Genomic DNA, 14902 nt, shown 5'->3' on the forward strand with positions numbered 1-14902 from the left:
GGCCTACGCCCCTATCATCAGCCGAACCTTGTGGGCCAGGTCGTCGATGGCAAACGGCTTTCCGATCATCTCCATGCCGGAATCGAGGAAGCCGCCCCGGATCGCGGCGCCCTCCGCATAGCCGGTCACGAAGAGGATCTTCAGGCCCGGCCGAACCCCGCGCGCCAGCTCCGCGAGTTGCCGCCCGTTCAAGCCGCCGGGAAGCCCGACATCGGACACCATGAGATCGAGGTCCTCCCCGCTCTCGACGGTGAGGAGCGCGGAGCGGGCATCGATCGCCTCGAAGACCCTGTAGCCCAGCTCCCTCAACGTGTCCGCCATCAGCATCCGCACCGCATCGTCGTCCTCGACAAGGAGGATCGTTTCACCTTGCCGAGCCAGCGGCACGAGGGAGAGCCCGTCATCGGCGCGCTCCTCGACCTCGCCGGCATGACGCGGGAGGTAGAGGATCGCTGTCGTGCCGTTTCCTTCCTCGCTGTCGATCTGGATGTAGCCTTTGGTCTGCTTGATGAAACCGTAGATCATGGACAGGCCGAGACCGGTCCCCTGCCCGATCGGCTTGGTGGTGAAGAACGGTTCGAAGGCCTTCGCCTTCACGTCCGCGGCCATGCCGGATCCCGTATCGGCCACGATCAGGGCGACGTAATCCCCAGGCACCATGCCCCTCAGGTGGCGGGAATCGCGCAGGCTGAACGAGATGTTGCGCGTCTCGATCCGAAGGCGTCCACCCTCGGGCATCGCGTCGCGGGAATTGATGGCGAGGTTGAGCAGAGCGCTCTCGAGCTGATTGGCGTCCGTCAGTGCGGGCCAGGTGGAAGGGTCCAACGCCGTCTCCACGGCGATTGCCTCGCCCATCGTCCGACGAAGCAGGTCCTCCATGGAGGTCACGAGCGCATTCACGTCGGTGGGTCGCGTGTCGAGGGACTGGCGTCGGGCGAAGGCCAGGAGGCGGTGCGTGAGGGCCGCCGCCCGAGCGGCCGACGAGGTGGCGGCATCGATGTAGCGCTGAACATCCTGGGTTCGACCCGCAGCCAGCCGGCGCTGCAGGAGATCGAGTGACCCGGTGATGCCGGTGAGCAGGTTGTTGAAGTCGTGCGCGATCCCGCCCGTCAACTGGCCGACCGCCTCCATCTTCTGACTCTGGCGCAGGGCATCCTCCGTCAGCCTCTGCTCCGTGATGTCGCGGCCAATGGCGTAGAATTCGCCGTCGCCCGGTATTCCGGTCCAGGAGATCAGGCGGTAGCTTCCATCGGCGCAACGGAGCCGGTCCTCGAACTGCCGGATGAACTTGCCCGCCGCCAGGGCCCGGATGCTCTCCTTGAGGCTGTCCACATCCTCGGGATGCGTGATCTCGTCGAAGGGCAACGAAAGCAGCGTCTCCTCATCGTAGCCGAGCAGGCGGGACCATGCGGGATTGATGGCCTTGCGGTACCCGTCATACCCGAAGACCGCCATCAACTCGTTGGAGTTCTGCCAGACCAGATCGCGCTCCCGGGTCCTCTGCTCGACCTGCACCTCCAGGGTCTCGTTGAGACGCTTGAGCGCGTTCTGCGCCTCTCGCACGTCGGTCACGTCGTGGGCGACGCCGATGAACCCGAGATGCTCGCCGGAGGGGCCCAGGCGCGGTTGGGACTGGGAATGCAGCCAGCGCCACTGGCCGTCACCGCGCCTGAAGCGGGCCTCCAGGGTGATGGCATCCTCGGACGTGAGGTTCTCCGCATGATTCCTCAGGATCCTGTCGCCGTCCTCGGGATGGAGGATGTCGGTCCAGTCCACGGCGATGGCCTGCTCGTAAGGCAGTCCGATGAAGCTGCAATAGGCGTGGTTGACGAACTCCCGACGACTGTCCGGCCCGCTGACCCACATGGGAACGGGCGCGCTGTTGGCGATGATGCGGAAGCGTTCCTCGCTCTCCTTCAGGGCGGCCTCCGACCGCTTGCGCTCCGTGATGTCGAAGGCGACCCCGACGAACCGCCTCTCGTTGTGCTCGCGCGACAGCATGACCTCGCCGCGCCGCGCGATCCAGCGCTGCTCGCCGGTATCGGCGCGGAGGATGCGATACTCCGCGTAGGTCAACGGATTCTGGTCGGTCATCCGCAACGGCCCCGTGAGGGTGCGGTCGTCCGGATGAACGAGGCTGACGAGAAACGTGTCCGTGACTGGGATGTCGGGTGCGATGCCCCAGATTCTCCGATATTCGTCCGATACCTCGAGCCGCCCCGACGCCGGATACCACTCGAAGGTCCCGATCATTCCGGCCCGCTGCGCGATGCGCAGACGCTCGTTGCTGTGCCGAAGGGCCGCTTCGGTACGAGACCGCTCCAGGGCCTCCCAGGTTCGTTCAGCCACATCCTCGACGAGCTTGATCTCCGCGTGCGTCCACTCCCTCGGCTCGCGGTCGTGCACGTACAACGCCGCGGCCAGACGTTCCTGCTTGAGAAGCGTCACGGTCACGGTGGCAGTCGTTTCGAGGGCCGCGAAGGCCGCTAAACGATCTGGGGTCGCGGTTCGCGGATCCCGGACCACGTCGTTCACGACGAGCGTCACGCCAGACCTCAAGGTAGAGAGCACGTCCGGACCGAACCCGGCAAGGTCGTGCTCGCCCAGGCTTTGGGCGACGGTGCCGTCGGTCCAGTTCCGTTCCACGGTGAAGTGGCGTTGCGTCGCGTCGACTTCCCCATAGCCGACGCGGCTGGCCCCGAGGTGCTTGCCAAGGGCTTCCTCGGCCGCGGCGATCATGTCCAGGGGGTCCGAGATGGTGCGGAGGCGGTCGCCGAGGGCAAGGAGGAAGCTGTGGCGTTCCTCGCTGCGCCGCAGGGCCTGAGCGATCTGGACGCTCCGGGTCGTCTCGATGACGATGGCAAGGCACCCGGTCACCGCGCCATTCTCGTCGAACACCGGACTGCAATCCAGGCTGGCCCAGATGGGCCGGGATCCGCCGGAGCGGTCGAGCGTGTATCGTTGATCCTTGATCGACACCGTCTTCCCGCCGAAGACGGCCTCCAGCGCCCGGTCGATGGATGCGGCGGCATCGGGCCAGGCTTCTGCGGCCGGAAGGCCGAGAAGACCCGGATGCCGGTCGCCCATGAGGGCCGCGTAGGCATCGTTGTAGATCATCACGCCGGTCCGACCCGAGAGCAGCGTCATCGGCACGTGAGCGTGCAGGAGGAGATCGACGGTGAGCTTCAGGCTCTGGGGCCAGGACATGCGAGGTCCCAGCGCTGTCCGGGACCAGTCGAACGCCTCCACGAGCGCCTTCAGTCCCGGTTTGACGGCCATGCCGCCGTCGCCACGCAAGGCGGCCCCTGGCCCGCCATCGGCTGCTGTCGTCTCCTGGCGATTGTGGCGCGGCATGTCGTGCACGGGGTTTGGGCCTCGGGAACCGGTCCGATATTTTTAGACCGTCTGCGACAATCGGCAACATAGGTCTGTCTCAACGCGTCCTCGACGACAACCCTCACCGGCTGAATTGACACGCTCTCCAAGAAATCCGCGGCTACCGATGCCCCGATTGGCTATCTTATTACAAGTATTTCGGGCTGAAACGCTCGGGCGCGGAAGACCAAAATACGCAGGTAGAGGCGGAAAAACATCAAAAGTAACATTATTCCTCTCCGGGCAGAGAGCAGACAGGGTTTTGACCTAGGGGTAGACAAGACGCACCTAAGCAAACCGAAAGCACAACGCCCATGAGCCTCGACCTCAACCTCGATACGATCGGTGCCCTCACGAGCTTCTCCGTCGGCACCCTCGATGGGCGCGACGCCATGATGGTGATCGAAATCTCAACGCCCGAAGGCTTCAGCAGCGGCATCCGCCACCAGATGCCCGTCGCCATGACGCCGGAGCATGCCCGCGAGCTGGGCGAGGCCTTGCTGCTGGCGGCCCGGGCAGCCCATATGGGCGAAGCGCCGTCCCAGACCGTCAACTGAGCCGGCGAAGCACGTCACCGGCACGACCGGAAAGGCCCCATGTCGAAGTGAAAGTGGTCCCGGTGGGCGCTGTTGTAATCGGGGCCCAGCACGACATCGAAGAAGCGGCAAGCTCCATCCCGTACAGCCCTGAGAAAGGCTGTCCGACGCGGATCGCCGCCCTCCCAATCGTCCAGAACCGAAATTTGTCGGCCATCCGCCAGGATAAAGGCGGAGACGTCGATGGCGTTTGCCGTCGCGTGCTGGCTGCGCCGTCCGCCGGCGCTGTGGTTGATGTTGCGGCACGCATAGGTGCCGAGCTGAACCACGCGAACGACGTCCTGGCCGAGATGCTGGCGCGCCGCCTCTTGCAACACATGCGTTTCGAACATCGCCCAAGCGACGGTCAACGGACAGGTCGCGACGAAGCCCCGATTGAACGCGACCTCGGACCGTTCCACGTCAACCCCATTGCTGAGACCGCAGCCGTCGCTCCCAGAGCGATCCGGCAGAGCGCGGTGGACGACCTTGGAGCCGTTCAGGACCGACCGGCATTGTGGTCCGTCGGCTTCCAGTCTTGAAATCTTCATGCGGGTCAGAATGCCGACCGGATCGTCGATCCGGAGGGGCGCGAACGGATTGAGGTAACCCGGCACGGCGAAGACGCCCAACCCCGCCAAGGCGACGGCGGCCAATGCGGCCAGCGCGATCGCCATCGCCACCCGGCCCAGAACAATGCGCCAGAGATTCGGTCGATGCCGTTGACCCGGGGTCGGCTCCATGCGGCCTGATATAGGGTGCCGCCGGAGCCCCTGCTACCGTATCAGGCCCCGACGAAGTCCTCCCGCATGGGTGTGAAGACATCCACGAGGATACCGGCCTCGACCGCGACGGCGCCATGCAGCGCGTGAGGCGGAACAAGAAAGCTGTCACCGGCCGCGAGACGCTGCGTCCGGCCCGATATCGTGATGTCGAAGATGCCCGATTCGACAAGGCTGCACTGCACATGGGGATGCTGGTGAGGCGCCCCGACGGCGCCTGCCTCGAACGCAACCCGGACCATCATGACCCCATCGTCGTATGTGAGCACCTTGCGCCGGATGCCGTCCCCGGCCGCTTCCCACGGGAGGTCTCCATCGACCGCGAATGCTTGGCCCTTGCGTGTCATTGTCTTTCTCTCATGCTCGAGCGGATCAACGGGCGAGCCAGCCGCCGTCGACAGGCAGAACGACGCCGTGAACGTAGGCGGAGGCGTCCGACGCCAGGAACACCGCCGCGCCGCCAAGGTCGGACGGCTTGCCCCAGTGACCTGCCGGGATGCGCGCCTGGATCTGCGCGTTCCTGTCGGGGTCGTCCCTCAAGGCCTGTGTGTTGTTGGTGGCGAAGTAGCCCGGCGCGATGGCGTTGACGTTGATGCCCCTGGCGGCCCACTCGCAGGCAAGAAGCCGGGTCAGTCCCGCCAGACCGCTCTTGCTGGCCGTGTAGGACGGGATGCGGATACCGCCCTGGAAGGAAAGTAGCGAGGCGATGTTGATGACCTTTCCGCCCGCACCATCTGCGATCATTCGACGGGCGAAGGCCTGCGTGAGGAAAAAGACGGATTTCAGGTTCACGTCCATCACCGCATCCCAGTCGGCTTCCGTGAAGTCGATGGCGTCGGCGCGACGGATGATGCCAGCATTGTTCACCAGGATGTCGACGCGCCCGCCGGCCGAGGCCTCAGAGACGATGCGGTCGATGGGCTCCAGGGTGGACAGATCCGCCGAGATGGCCTGGAACGATGAGCCCGTTCCTGCCACCATGGCTTCGGTTTCCGCCATGGAAGAGCGCCCGACCGCGACGATTCCGGCGCCCGCATGAGCCAGCGCGACGGCGATCGCCTGCCCAAGGCCGGTATTGGCACCGGTCACAAGGGCCCGCTTGCCCGTGAGATCGAACATCCCGTTCATGCCGAAAGCCTCTATCGCAACGCGGTCATGGGAACCGGGTCCATGTCGGTGTAATCCTGGTTGTCGCCGCCCATGGCCCAGATGAAAGCGTAATGGCTCGTGCCGACCCCGGAATGGATGGACCAGCCTGGCGACAGGATCGCCTGCTCGTTGGCGACGACGAGGTGACGCGTCTCCTGCGGTTCGCCCATCAGGTGGATGACCCGAGCTGATTCGTCGAGATCGAAGTAGACGTAAGCCTCGGAGCGCCGGTCGTGCACATGGGCCGGCATCGTGTTCCACATGCTACCGGGCTCCAACTGGGTCAGGCCCATGACCAACTGGCACGACCGGCAGATGCCAGGGATGATGTATTGATGGATCGTCCGCTTGTTGGAGGTGGCCTGGTCGCCGAGTTCGATTTTGTTGGCATGATCGATGGAGATCTTGACCGTGTCATAGGCCGCATGGGCGGGTGTGCTGACGAGGTAGAACTTCGCCGGGTGGGACGCGTTCGCGCTCTCGAACACGACATCGCCTGCGCCCATGCCGACGTAGAGCGCGTCGCGAGGGCCGAGGTCGTGGGAATGCCCGCCGACGCCGACGCGTCCCGGCCCACCGATGTTGATGATCCCCATTTCCCTGCGCTTCAGGAAGGCATCCGTCCCGACCGCGCCCGGCGTGGGCAAGTCGACTGGCTTGGTCACCGGCATCGCGCCGCCGACGATCAGGCGTTCCAGGTGGCTGTAGGTGAGGCAGACCTCATCGGCGGCGAAGAGCTGCTCGATCAGGAAATGACGGCGAAGTTCCTCCGTGTCGAAGCGCTTCACGGCCTCGGGGTGGTTGACCTGCCGGATTTCGATGGACATGGGCTTTCCTTTGAAGATGCGCGTGCGCTTAGCGGAAGAGGTTGGGCAGCCAGAGCGACAGGCCCGGAATGTAGGTGACGAGGAGCAGGACGAAGACGCTCGCGCCGAGGAAAGGCCAGATCGTCTTCATGGCCTCGCCAATGGAGATCTTGCCCACCGCGCATCCCACGAAGAGCACGGATCCCACCGGCGGCGTGTTGAGGCCGATGCCCGCATTGAGGATCAGGACGATGCCGAAGTGCAGCGGATCGATGCCGAAGGCCTTGACCACGGGCAGGAAAATCGGCGTGCAGATGATGATCATCGGCGCCATGTCCATGAAGGTGCCGAGGACCAGGAGCACCACGTTGATCAGGAGCAGAATCGCGATGGGATTGTCCGAGATCGCCCGCATGGCCGAGATCGTCGCCTGGGGCACTTGCAGGAAGGCCATGAGCCATCCGAAAGCGCTGGCGCAGCCGATGACGAGAAGCACCATCGCGGTCGTTCGCACGGCGCCAAGCGTGGCCTCGACGAAACCTGCCCAGGTCATCTCCCGATAGACGAACACTGTGATGAGCAGCGCGTAGACCACGGCGATGCACGAACTCTCCGCCGCCGTGAACACGCCGGATCGGACGCCGCCGAAGATGATGCCGATGAGCAGGATGCCAGGGAGAGCCGCGACGAGCCAGTAGCCCACGGTGGCGAAGCCTGGAAACTTCTCGGCGGGATAGCCCCGGCGCACGGCCACGACATACGCGGTGATCATGAGAGCCGCCGCAAGCAGCAGGCCGGGCACGATGCCGGCGGTAAAGAGGTCGGCCACCGAGATGCTGCCGCCAGCCGCGATGGAGTAGATGATCATGTTGTGCGAGGGCGGCACGAGGAGCGCGATGATGGCCGCGTTGACCGTCACGTTGACGGCGTAATCCTTGGCGTAGCCGCGCTTTTCCATCTGCGGAATCATGATGCCGCCCACCGCCGATGCGTCGGCGATGGCGGAACCGGAGACACCGCCGAAGAAGGTGGAGGCCAGGATGTTGACTTGGCCAAGACCGCCCCGCAGGTGCCCGACGAGACCGGCGGCGAACCGGATCAATCGCTCGGCGATGCCGCCTCTGACCATCATGTCGCCGGCGTAGATGAAGAACGGGATAGCGATCATCGCGAAGGCATTCATGCCGGAATTGATCTGCTGGAACACCACGATGGGGGGCAGGCCCATGACCAGAACCGTCGCCAGGGACGCGATCCCAAGGCAGAACGCAACGGGCGTCCCGATGCAGAGCAGCAGCGTGAAGACGCCGAAGAGAACCCAGAGCTCCATGACGATTATTCCTTCACCGTGACGAGATGCGGCGTGTCGGGACGAACCAGGGGAACCTCCTCGTCGCGCACGATCAGAAGCACGAGCTTTTCGAGGGAGAAGATGGCGATCAGCGCACCGCCGAAGGCGAGAGGCAGGTAGTCCATGCCCTGGGGGATCGGCAGCCCGGCCATGTTGGCGGACCATGTCTCGATGGCGAGCAGCGTGCCGTACCAGGACATGGCGGCCCCGAACCCGATGACGAGAATTTCCGTCACGGCGAGCATGATGCGGCGCAGAGCATGCGGCGCGTAGTGAAGGCCTGTCTCGAACCCGAGATGAACCCCCTCCTTCACGCCGACCGCGGATCCCAGGAGGATGAACCAGCTCATGAGAAGCAATGAGGCGGGCTCCGTCCAACTCGGGGACTCGTTGAGGACGTAGCGACCGAAGACCTGCCAGGCCACGAAAGCCGTCATGGCGACCAGCCCGACGCCCGATATCCAAAGGGCCGCCTGGCTCAAGCGTGACAGGAAGCGCGGCAGCACGGATGCGCTGGTGATCATGTGTCCAACTCCGTTGGGCCGGGGCCCATCGAACGGGCCCCGGTCTGTGGCGCCTCAGTTGGTGGCCTGGATGCGGGCGACGAGCTCCTTGAGCTTCGCGTCCTTCACGTACTTGTCGTAGACGGGCTTCATGGCGTCGATGAAGGGCTGCTTGTCGACCGCATTGACCTGCGTGCCGGACGCGCGAACCTTTTCCTCGGCCGTCTTCTCGCGGGCCTCCCAGAGCTTGCGCATTTCGACGACGGACTCCTTGGCGGCCTCGCGCACGGCCTGCTGGTCGGCGGGAGACAGCTTGTCGAAGCTCCGCTTGGACATCACGAGCACTTCCGGCGACATGGAATGCTCGGTCTGGGAGTAGAACTTGGCGACCTCGGCGTGGCGGAAGGATTCGTAGCTCGGCCAATTGTTCTCGGCGCCGTCGACGACGCCGGTTTGGATGGCCGAATAGACCTCGCCGGCCGGCATCGGCGTGGCATTGGCGCCCAGCGCGTTCACCAGATCGATGAAGAGATCCGATTGCTGCACGCGGATCTTCATGCCCTTCATGTCGGCGGGGGCCTTGATGGGTCGCTTGGAGTCGTAGAACGAGCGCGCGCCGGAATCGTAGAAGGCCAGGGCCACGAGACCGTGCGGCTCGAAAGCCTTGAGGATCTGGTCGCCGATCGGGCCGTCCATGGTCTTGCGCATATGATCGACCGACCGGAAGATGAAAGGCAGTGCCGGTACGAAGGTTTCCGGGATCAGGTTATTGAACGGCCCCATGTTGATCCGGTTGAGGTCGATGACGCCGAACCGGGTCTGCTCGATGGTGTCCTTCTCCTGACCGAGCTGAGCTGAGTGGAAGACCTGAACCTTGTAGCGTCCGTTGGTTTTTTTCTCCAAGGCGCTCCCGAAGGCCTTCACGGCCTCGACCGTCGGGTAGCCGTCCGGGTGAATGTCGGTGGAGCGCAGGACCGTCTGGGCTTGGGCCCCACCCGCCGCGAAGGCGCATAATGCGAGGGCCGCGCCATAAATTGCCCGTCTCGTGATCATGATGTCATCTCCCTCTCGTGTCGTTTGCTTTTGTCCCTCCGGCCAACCGGCGAAGCGTTTGGCCATCAAGGGTTTTGCCGCTAGAACAGGACTGAAATTTTCCCGTTGCGGCGCTGGTCGACACTTGTATGGTAGTGTAGATTACACCGGACGCAATCAGCCAAAGGTTTGAGAGAGCCCTGTGAACAAGCCCTTTCCGGTCCCCCAGGGATCAGCCGCTCAGCGGATCGAGGCGGAGCTTCGCCGGGCCATCGTGGCCCTGGATCTCCCGCCAGGGACGCGCCTGTCGGAGCAGGAGATCGCCGGACGCCACGGCATGTCCCGCCAGCCCGTGCGCGAGGCCATGATCGCGCTGGCGCGGGCCCGGCTGGTCGAGATCCTACCGCAGCGGGGGACCGTCGTCGTCAAGATCTCGGCGCGCAAGATGATGGAGGCCCGCTTCATCCGGGAGGCCATCGAGACGGCAGTGGTGCGCCGGGCCTGCTCGTCCTTCGACCGGCAGAGCCGCCAGCGCATCGACGACCTTCTCGGGATGCAGGAGGATGCCGCCCGCCGCGACGACCACACGGGTTTCCAGCGTTACGACGAGATGTTCCATGTCACCCTCGCGGAGGGCGCCGGTTGCCCGCTGGCCTGGGACACGGTGCAGGACATCAAGGCCCATATGGACCGGGTCTGCCAGCTCAGCCTTCCCGGTGCGAACGCCATGCTGCCGCTGATCGCCCAGCACAAGGCCATCGTGGCCGCCATCGACGCGCAGGACGAGGCCAAGGCCGAGGAGGCCATGCGCTTTCACCTCACGGAAATTCTGCGGGCGCTGCCGAGGATCGAGGCGGAGCACCCGGAATTGTTCGAGTAAGGATCGAAAGCGAAACGCGCGCGAGGCCCTCGGGCGGCCTTGGGCGATTTTTTACGCGGGCAGAACCCGATCCGGTGCTGCTTCAAAATCGATGACCGGCCCCAGCGGCACGATCCCGGTCGGGTTGATGGTGCGGTGGCTCTGGTAGTAGTGCCGCTTGATGTGGTCGAAATCGACCGTCCCGCGGATCCCCGGCACCTGATAGAGTTCACGGGTGTAGGACCAGAGGGCCGGATAATCCACGAGCCTGCGCAGGTTGCATTTGAAATGTCCGACATAGACCGGATCGAACCGAAGCAGCGTCGTGAAGAGACGCCAATCGGCTTCGGTTGGGCGGTCCCCGCACAGATATCGCTGCTTTGACAGGATGCCTTCCAGCCAGTCGAGGCTCTCGAAAAGAGGCGTGACGGCCTCGTCGTAGGCCTCCTGCGTGGTGGCGAAGCCGGCCTTGTAGACGCCGTTGTTCACCGTGTCGTAGACGCGCTCGTTCAGATCGTCGATCCTGCCGCTTTCCGCCTCCGGGTAATAGTCTCCCGGCGCGGCGCCGATGCCGTCGAAGGCGCCGTTGAACATGCGGATGATATCGGCGGACTCGTTGCTGACGATGCTCTCCGTCTTCTTGTCCCATAGGACCGGCACCGTGACCCGTCCGGTATAATGCGGGTCGTTCTTGAGATAGACCTCGTAGAGATATCGGGCACCGTGCAGCCGATCTCCCGTGACGCCCGGCCCCGGTTCGAAGGTCCAGCCGTGATCGCCCATGTACCAATGGACGACGGAGTAATCGACCAAGCCCTGGAGGCCCTTCAACTCGCGAAAGATCATCGTCCGGTGCGCCCAGGGGCAAGCACGGGCGATGTAGAGATGGTAGCGTCCGGCCTCCGCCTTGAAACCACCCTCCCCGGTCGGCCCGGGACCGCCATCGGCCGTGACCCAGTGGCGGAGCTTCGCGTCGTCGCGCTGGAACCGCCCGCTGCTCTTCTTCGTGTCGTACCATTGGTCGCGCCAGACGCCGTCGACGAGGAGACCCATGCTGAAAACCTCTCAATCGACCACCGGGTCGGACGGGACCGGCGGAATCGGGATGGCGGCGATCGTCTTCAGGTCGCGCAGGACATGGCCTAGGGCAACAGCCTCGGTCACGCCGCCGAAGCCGAAATAAAGCGTTCTGTAGATCGCGTAGAGCCGCTCATAGACGTCCCTCGTGGACGGGTCGGGCTCGAACGTGCGAAACGGCAGACCCATGGCGTCTTGAGCCTCTTCCAGACTGCCATAGGTCCCGGCCGCCAGGCTGGCGAAGATGCTGGAGCCGAGCCCGGTCGGAATACCGTCCGGCACGAGAACCGGCCGGTTCAGCACGTTGGCGTAAACCTGGTTGAGCACAGGGCTGTTTTGCGGGATGCCGCCCGCATTGATGACGCGCTTCACGGGAACGCCCCGCTCCGCCATGCGCTCCAGGATGATGCGGGTGTGGAAGGCCGTGCCCTCGATGGCGGCGAAGAGCTCGTCCTGAGCTGTGTGAGTGAGATTCCAGCCTAGGGTGATGCCGCCGAGATCAGCGTTCACGAGCACCGTGCGGTCGCCATTGTCCCAGGTCAGACGCAGCAAGCCGGTCTGGCCCGCACGGTAAGCCTCGAGGCCCTTCGCCAGGTCCCGGATCGAGACGTTGGCGCGCCGGGCAATGGCCTCGAAGATGTCACCCGTGGCCGACAGCCCTGCTTCGATGCCGACGAGACCCGGATCGACGCTGCCGGGCACGACGCCGCACACGCCGGGGATCAGGCCGACTTCGGGCGCCATAGCGATGATGCAGGTGGACGTGCCGACCACGTTGACGACGTCGCCGACGCGCCCGCCCGCCCCGATCGCATCCCAATGCGCATCGAAGGCTCCGACCGGAATCGGGATGCCGGCTTTCAAGCCAAGTTTTTCAGCCCAGCGCTCGGAAAGATGCCCGCCGATCCTGTCGGAGGTCTCGTACGCGCTTGCAAGCTTGTCCCGGATGCCGTCGAAGAGCGGATCCACCTTGGACAGGAACTCCTGCGACGGGAGGCCGCCCCAGCGCGGGTTCCACATCCATTTGTGGCCCATGGCGCAGACACTGCGCTTGAGCCGTCGGGGATCGGTGATTCCCGAGAGGGTCGCGACCACCATGTCGCAATGTTCCAGGGCGGTGACGAGCCGCCCGCGCTTTTCCGGATTTTGGCGCAGCCAGTGCAGCAGCTTGGCGAAGCCCCATTCATGCGAATAGGTCCCGCCACACCACTCGATGGCCTCCAGGCCCTCCCGGTGCGCCAGCTCGGTGATCTCCCGCGCCTCGTCCTTCGCCCGATGGTCGCACCAGAGATAATACTCGCCCAGGGGCTCCAGATTCTCACCCACCATGATCACGCTGGACCCGGTGGTGTCGATGGCGAGAGCGGCCACGTCCTCGCCGTTCACGCCCGCCGCCTGCAGGGCGTCCCGCATGGCGCGCGCCAGGGCGTCCATATGATCCGTGTGCGACTGGGTCGCGTGGTCGGGATCGTCCCGGCGGCGGTGAAGGGGATACTCGGCCGTCGCCAGGCCCAGGGTGCCCTTGCGGTCGTCGACCAGGGTGGCGCGAACGCTCAGCGTGCCGAAATCCACGCCTGCCACGATCGGCATTCGCATCTCCATGTCTTCCGAGGGGTGTCTTCGATGCGCGGGAGCATGCCGCCTCAGCTCTGTCCGTAGGTGGCGGCGGCGCCGTGCTTGCGCTTGTAGTGCCGATCGAGCAACGCCTGGGTAATCCCGGCGCTGTCAGGCTTCAAGGCGATTGTGTGATAGGCCATCCGGGCGACCGCCTCCAGCACGACGGCGTTGTGCACGGCCTCGGCGGGCGTCGCGCCCCAGCAGAAAGGCCCGTGATCGGCCACCAGCGCCGCCGGAGCCTCCATGGGATCGCGGTTGCCGAAGCTGTCCACAATGGCGACGCCCGTCGCGTGCACGTAATCGCCCTCGATCTCCTCGCGGGTCAGCTCACGGGTCGCCGGGATGGGCCCGTAGAAATAATCCGCGTGGGTGGTGCCGAGGGGCGGGATGGAGCGCCGGGCCTGGGCCCATATGGTGGCGAACTCTGAATGCGTGTGAACGACGCCGCCGACGGCTGGAAAGGACCGGTAGAGGTGGAGATGAGTCTTCAGGTCGGAGGATGGACGAAGCTTGCCCCACACCACGGTCCCGTCGAGATCCGTCACCACCATGTCGTCGGCGGTCATCCGCTCGTAATCGACGCCGCTGGGCTTGATGACGACAAGGCCATCCTCTCGGCTGATGCCGCTGACATTGCCGAACGTGTAGAGGACGAGGCCGCGCCGGACGATCTCGCGGTTGGCCTCCAGCACCTCTTCCCTCAGGGATTGGAGCATACCTGGTTCCTAAAAAAGGAAGCGCGCGGCCGCAAATGCGAGCCGCGCGCTCTAAGCACGATCAGCGGGCGGCCGTCCAGCCCTTGTACTCGCCGAGGTTGTCGGCCGTGATCAGCTTGGGCGCCAGGAGGATGACCTTCTGCTCAGGCTTCTTGCCGTTGAGAATGCCGTTGGCGAGTTCCAGGGACTGACCGGCCATCACGTAGGGGTCCTGCGAGGCCGACGCCTTGATCAGCGAGGTGCCGGATTTCAGCTCCGCCTCGATGTCCGGAGCGCCGTCGACGCCCGTGATGATGAACTCGTTGCGGTTGAGCTGCTTGGCCGCCAGATTGACGCCGATCGCCGTCGGGTCGTTCACGGCGAAGACCGCGTCAACCTTCGGGAAGCGGGTCAGAAGGCTCTGGGAGACGGCGAATCCGCCCTCGCGCGAGCCCTTGCCGTCCTGGTCGTCCGACAGGATCTTGATGCCGGGAGCCTTGCCGAAAGCCGCCTTGCAGCCCTTCACCCGGTCGACGATGGACGACACCTGCGGGCCGTTGACGATCATCACGTCGCCTTTGCCCTTCAGGTGGTCGACGATGTACTGGCAGGCCAATTCGCCCGCCTTCACGTTGTCGGTCATCACCGTCACGTCGGCTCCCGCCGCCGCGACGTCGAAGGCCGCCACGACCACGCCGGCGGCCTGGGCGCGCTTCACCGACGGCTCGACGGCCACCGGATCGACCGCATTGATCATGATGACGTTCGTGCCGGCGGCGATGAAGTTGTCGATCTGGGTGAATTGCTTGTTCAGATCGTAGTCCGACGAGGCCGCGTTGACCTTCACGTTCGGGTTCACGGCCTTGGCCTTGTCCTCGATGCCCTTGATCGTGGCGACGAAGAAGGGATTGCCGAGGGAGCCGACCGAAATGCCGACATTCGTCAGGTCCTTGGCATGGGCTGCACCGGTCAGGCCCGCGGCGACCGCAAGTCCAAGGGTGAGATGGGATACTTTCATGGCGTCCTCCTAGCGAAAGGCGAGTGGCGGAACGGTGTTGGGCCGCCCCTCGCCGTTGACCAC

The 14902-nt window shown here is 64.8% G+C and carries 14 protein-coding genes; 2 read left to right on the forward strand and 12 right to left on the reverse strand.

Annotation, left to right across the window (positions count from 1 at the left end; genetic code table 11):
• Nucleotides 1–3 precede the first annotated feature (3 nt).
• Nucleotides 4–3354: a PAS domain S-box protein gene (locus ILT42_RS00585; RefSeq protein ID WP_204213365.1), complete on the reverse strand. Its 3351-nt coding sequence runs from the start codon at nucleotides 3352–3354 to the stop codon at nucleotides 4–6.
• Nucleotides 3355–3689: 335 nt separating this feature from the next.
• On the opposite strand from ILT42_RS00585, the gene ILT42_RS00590 reads away from it, so the two are divergent.
• Nucleotides 3690–3932: a hypothetical protein gene (locus ILT42_RS00590; protein ID WP_204213366.1), complete on the forward strand. Its 243-nt coding sequence runs from the start codon at nucleotides 3690–3692 to the stop codon at nucleotides 3930–3932.
• 14 nt (nucleotides 3933–3946) lie between these two features.
• On the opposite strand, the gene ILT42_RS00595 is transcribed toward ILT42_RS00590, so the two are convergent.
• The 7 genes from ILT42_RS00595 to ILT42_RS00625 form a co-directional block, all read right to left on the reverse strand.
• Complete coding sequence (locus ILT42_RS00595; protein WP_204213367.1) at nucleotides 3947–4627, reverse strand: extensin-like domain-containing protein; 681 nt, start codon at nucleotides 4625–4627, stop codon at nucleotides 3947–3949.
• A 107-nt stretch (nucleotides 4628–4734) separates the two neighbouring features.
• A complete protein-coding gene (locus ILT42_RS00600; protein ID WP_204213368.1) occupies nucleotides 4735–5079 on the reverse strand; it encodes a cupin domain-containing protein in 345 nt (114 codons plus the stop codon).
• A gap of 25 nt (nucleotides 5080–5104) precedes the next feature.
• Nucleotides 5105–5860, reverse strand: coding sequence for a 2-dehydro-3-deoxy-D-gluconate 5-dehydrogenase KduD (gene kduD, locus ILT42_RS00605; protein ID WP_204213369.1), 756 nt, complete (start codon nucleotides 5858–5860; stop codon nucleotides 5105–5107).
• A gap of 11 nt (nucleotides 5861–5871) precedes the next feature.
• Nucleotides 5872–6708, reverse strand: coding sequence for a 5-dehydro-4-deoxy-D-glucuronate isomerase (gene kduI / locus ILT42_RS00610; protein WP_204213370.1), 837 nt, complete (start codon nucleotides 6706–6708; stop codon nucleotides 5872–5874).
• 28 nt (nucleotides 6709–6736) lie between these two features.
• The gene (locus ILT42_RS00615) at nucleotides 6737–8017 is read right to left on the reverse strand and encodes a TRAP transporter large permease (protein WP_204213371.1); all 1281 of its coding nucleotides are present in this window, start codon (nucleotides 8015–8017) and stop codon (nucleotides 6737–6739) included.
• Nucleotides 8018–8022: 5 nt separating this feature from the next.
• A complete protein-coding gene (locus ILT42_RS00620; protein WP_204213372.1) occupies nucleotides 8023–8562 on the reverse strand; it encodes a TRAP transporter small permease in 540 nt (179 codons plus the stop codon).
• A gap of 54 nt (nucleotides 8563–8616) precedes the next feature.
• On the reverse strand, nucleotides 8617–9594 hold the full coding sequence (locus ILT42_RS00625; RefSeq protein WP_204213373.1) for a TRAP transporter substrate-binding protein: 978 nt from the start codon (nucleotides 9592–9594) through the stop codon (nucleotides 8617–8619).
• A 181-nt stretch (nucleotides 9595–9775) separates the two neighbouring features.
• Between ILT42_RS00625 and ILT42_RS23140 the strand changes: the two genes are divergently transcribed.
• Entirely contained in the window at nucleotides 9776–10453 is a 678-nt protein-coding gene (locus ILT42_RS23140; RefSeq protein ID WP_204213374.1) for a GntR family transcriptional regulator, read from the forward strand.
• 51 nt (nucleotides 10454–10504) lie between these two features.
• On the opposite strand, the gene ILT42_RS00635 is transcribed toward ILT42_RS23140, so the two are convergent.
• The 4 genes from ILT42_RS00635 to ILT42_RS00650 all read right to left on the reverse strand — a co-directional run bounded on the left by ILT42_RS00635 (nucleotide 10505) and on the right by ILT42_RS00650 (nucleotide 14839).
• Nucleotides 10505–11485, reverse strand: coding sequence for a glutathione S-transferase family protein (locus ILT42_RS00635; RefSeq protein ID WP_204213375.1), 981 nt, complete (start codon nucleotides 11483–11485; stop codon nucleotides 10505–10507).
• A 12-nt stretch (nucleotides 11486–11497) separates the two neighbouring features.
• A complete protein-coding gene (locus ILT42_RS00640; protein WP_204213376.1) occupies nucleotides 11498–13099 on the reverse strand; it encodes a ribulokinase in 1602 nt (533 codons plus the stop codon).
• A gap of 53 nt (nucleotides 13100–13152) precedes the next feature.
• Nucleotides 13153–13842: an L-ribulose-5-phosphate 4-epimerase gene (locus ILT42_RS00645; protein WP_204213377.1), complete on the reverse strand. Its 690-nt coding sequence runs from the start codon at nucleotides 13840–13842 to the stop codon at nucleotides 13153–13155.
• Nucleotides 13843–13903: 61 nt separating this feature from the next.
• The gene (locus tag ILT42_RS00650; RefSeq protein ID WP_204213378.1) at nucleotides 13904–14839 is read right to left on the reverse strand and encodes an ABC transporter substrate-binding protein; all 936 of its coding nucleotides are present in this window, start codon (nucleotides 14837–14839) and stop codon (nucleotides 13904–13906) included.
• Between the last annotated feature and the right edge of the window lie 63 nt (nucleotides 14840–14902).

The sequence above is a fragment of the Microvirga pudoricolor genome, from assembly GCF_016892705.1.
GTDB classification, from domain to species: Bacteria; Pseudomonadota; Alphaproteobacteria; order Rhizobiales; family Beijerinckiaceae; genus Microvirga; species Microvirga pudoricolor.

Coding starts and splice junctions, on each gene's coding strand:
- ILT42_RS00585 (WP_204213365.1), bottom strand. CDS start 3,354: ATGCCGCGCCACAATCGCCAGGAGACGACAGCAGCCGATGGCGGGCCA.
- ILT42_RS00590 (WP_204213366.1), top strand. CDS start 3,690: ATGAGCCTCGACCTCAACCTCGATACGATCGGTGCCCTCACGAGCTTC.
- ILT42_RS00595 (WP_204213367.1), bottom strand. CDS start 4,627: ATGGCGATCGCGCTGGCCGCATTGGCCGCCGTCGCCTTGGCGGGGTTG.
- ILT42_RS00600 (WP_204213368.1), bottom strand. CDS start 5,079: ATGACACGCAAGGGCCAAGCATTCGCGGTCGATGGAGACCTCCCGTGG.
- kduD (WP_204213369.1), bottom strand. CDS start 5,860: ATGAACGGGATGTTCGATCTCACGGGCAAGCGGGCCCTTGTGACCGGT.
- kduI (WP_204213370.1), bottom strand. CDS start 6,708: ATGTCCATCGAAATCCGGCAGGTCAACCACCCCGAGGCCGTGAAGCGC.
- ILT42_RS00615 (WP_204213371.1), bottom strand. CDS start 8,017: ATGGAGCTCTGGGTTCTCTTCGGCGTCTTCACGCTGCTGCTCTGCATC.
- ILT42_RS00620 (WP_204213372.1), bottom strand. CDS start 8,562: ATGATCACCAGCGCATCCGTGCTGCCGCGCTTCCTGTCACGCTTGAGC.
- ILT42_RS00625 (WP_204213373.1), bottom strand. CDS start 9,594: ATGATCACGAGACGGGCAATTTATGGCGCGGCCCTCGCATTATGCGCC.
- ILT42_RS00635 (WP_204213375.1), bottom strand. CDS start 11,485: ATGGGTCTCCTCGTCGACGGCGTCTGGCGCGACCAATGGTACGACACG.
- ILT42_RS00640 (WP_204213376.1), bottom strand. CDS start 13,099: ATGCCGATCGTGGCAGGCGTGGATTTCGGCACGCTGAGCGTTCGCGCC.
- ILT42_RS00645 (WP_204213377.1), bottom strand. CDS start 13,842: ATGCTCCAATCCCTGAGGGAAGAGGTGCTGGAGGCCAACCGCGAGATC.
- ILT42_RS00650 (WP_204213378.1), bottom strand. CDS start 14,839: ATGAAAGTATCCCATCTCACCCTTGGACTTGCGGTCGCCGCGGGCCTG.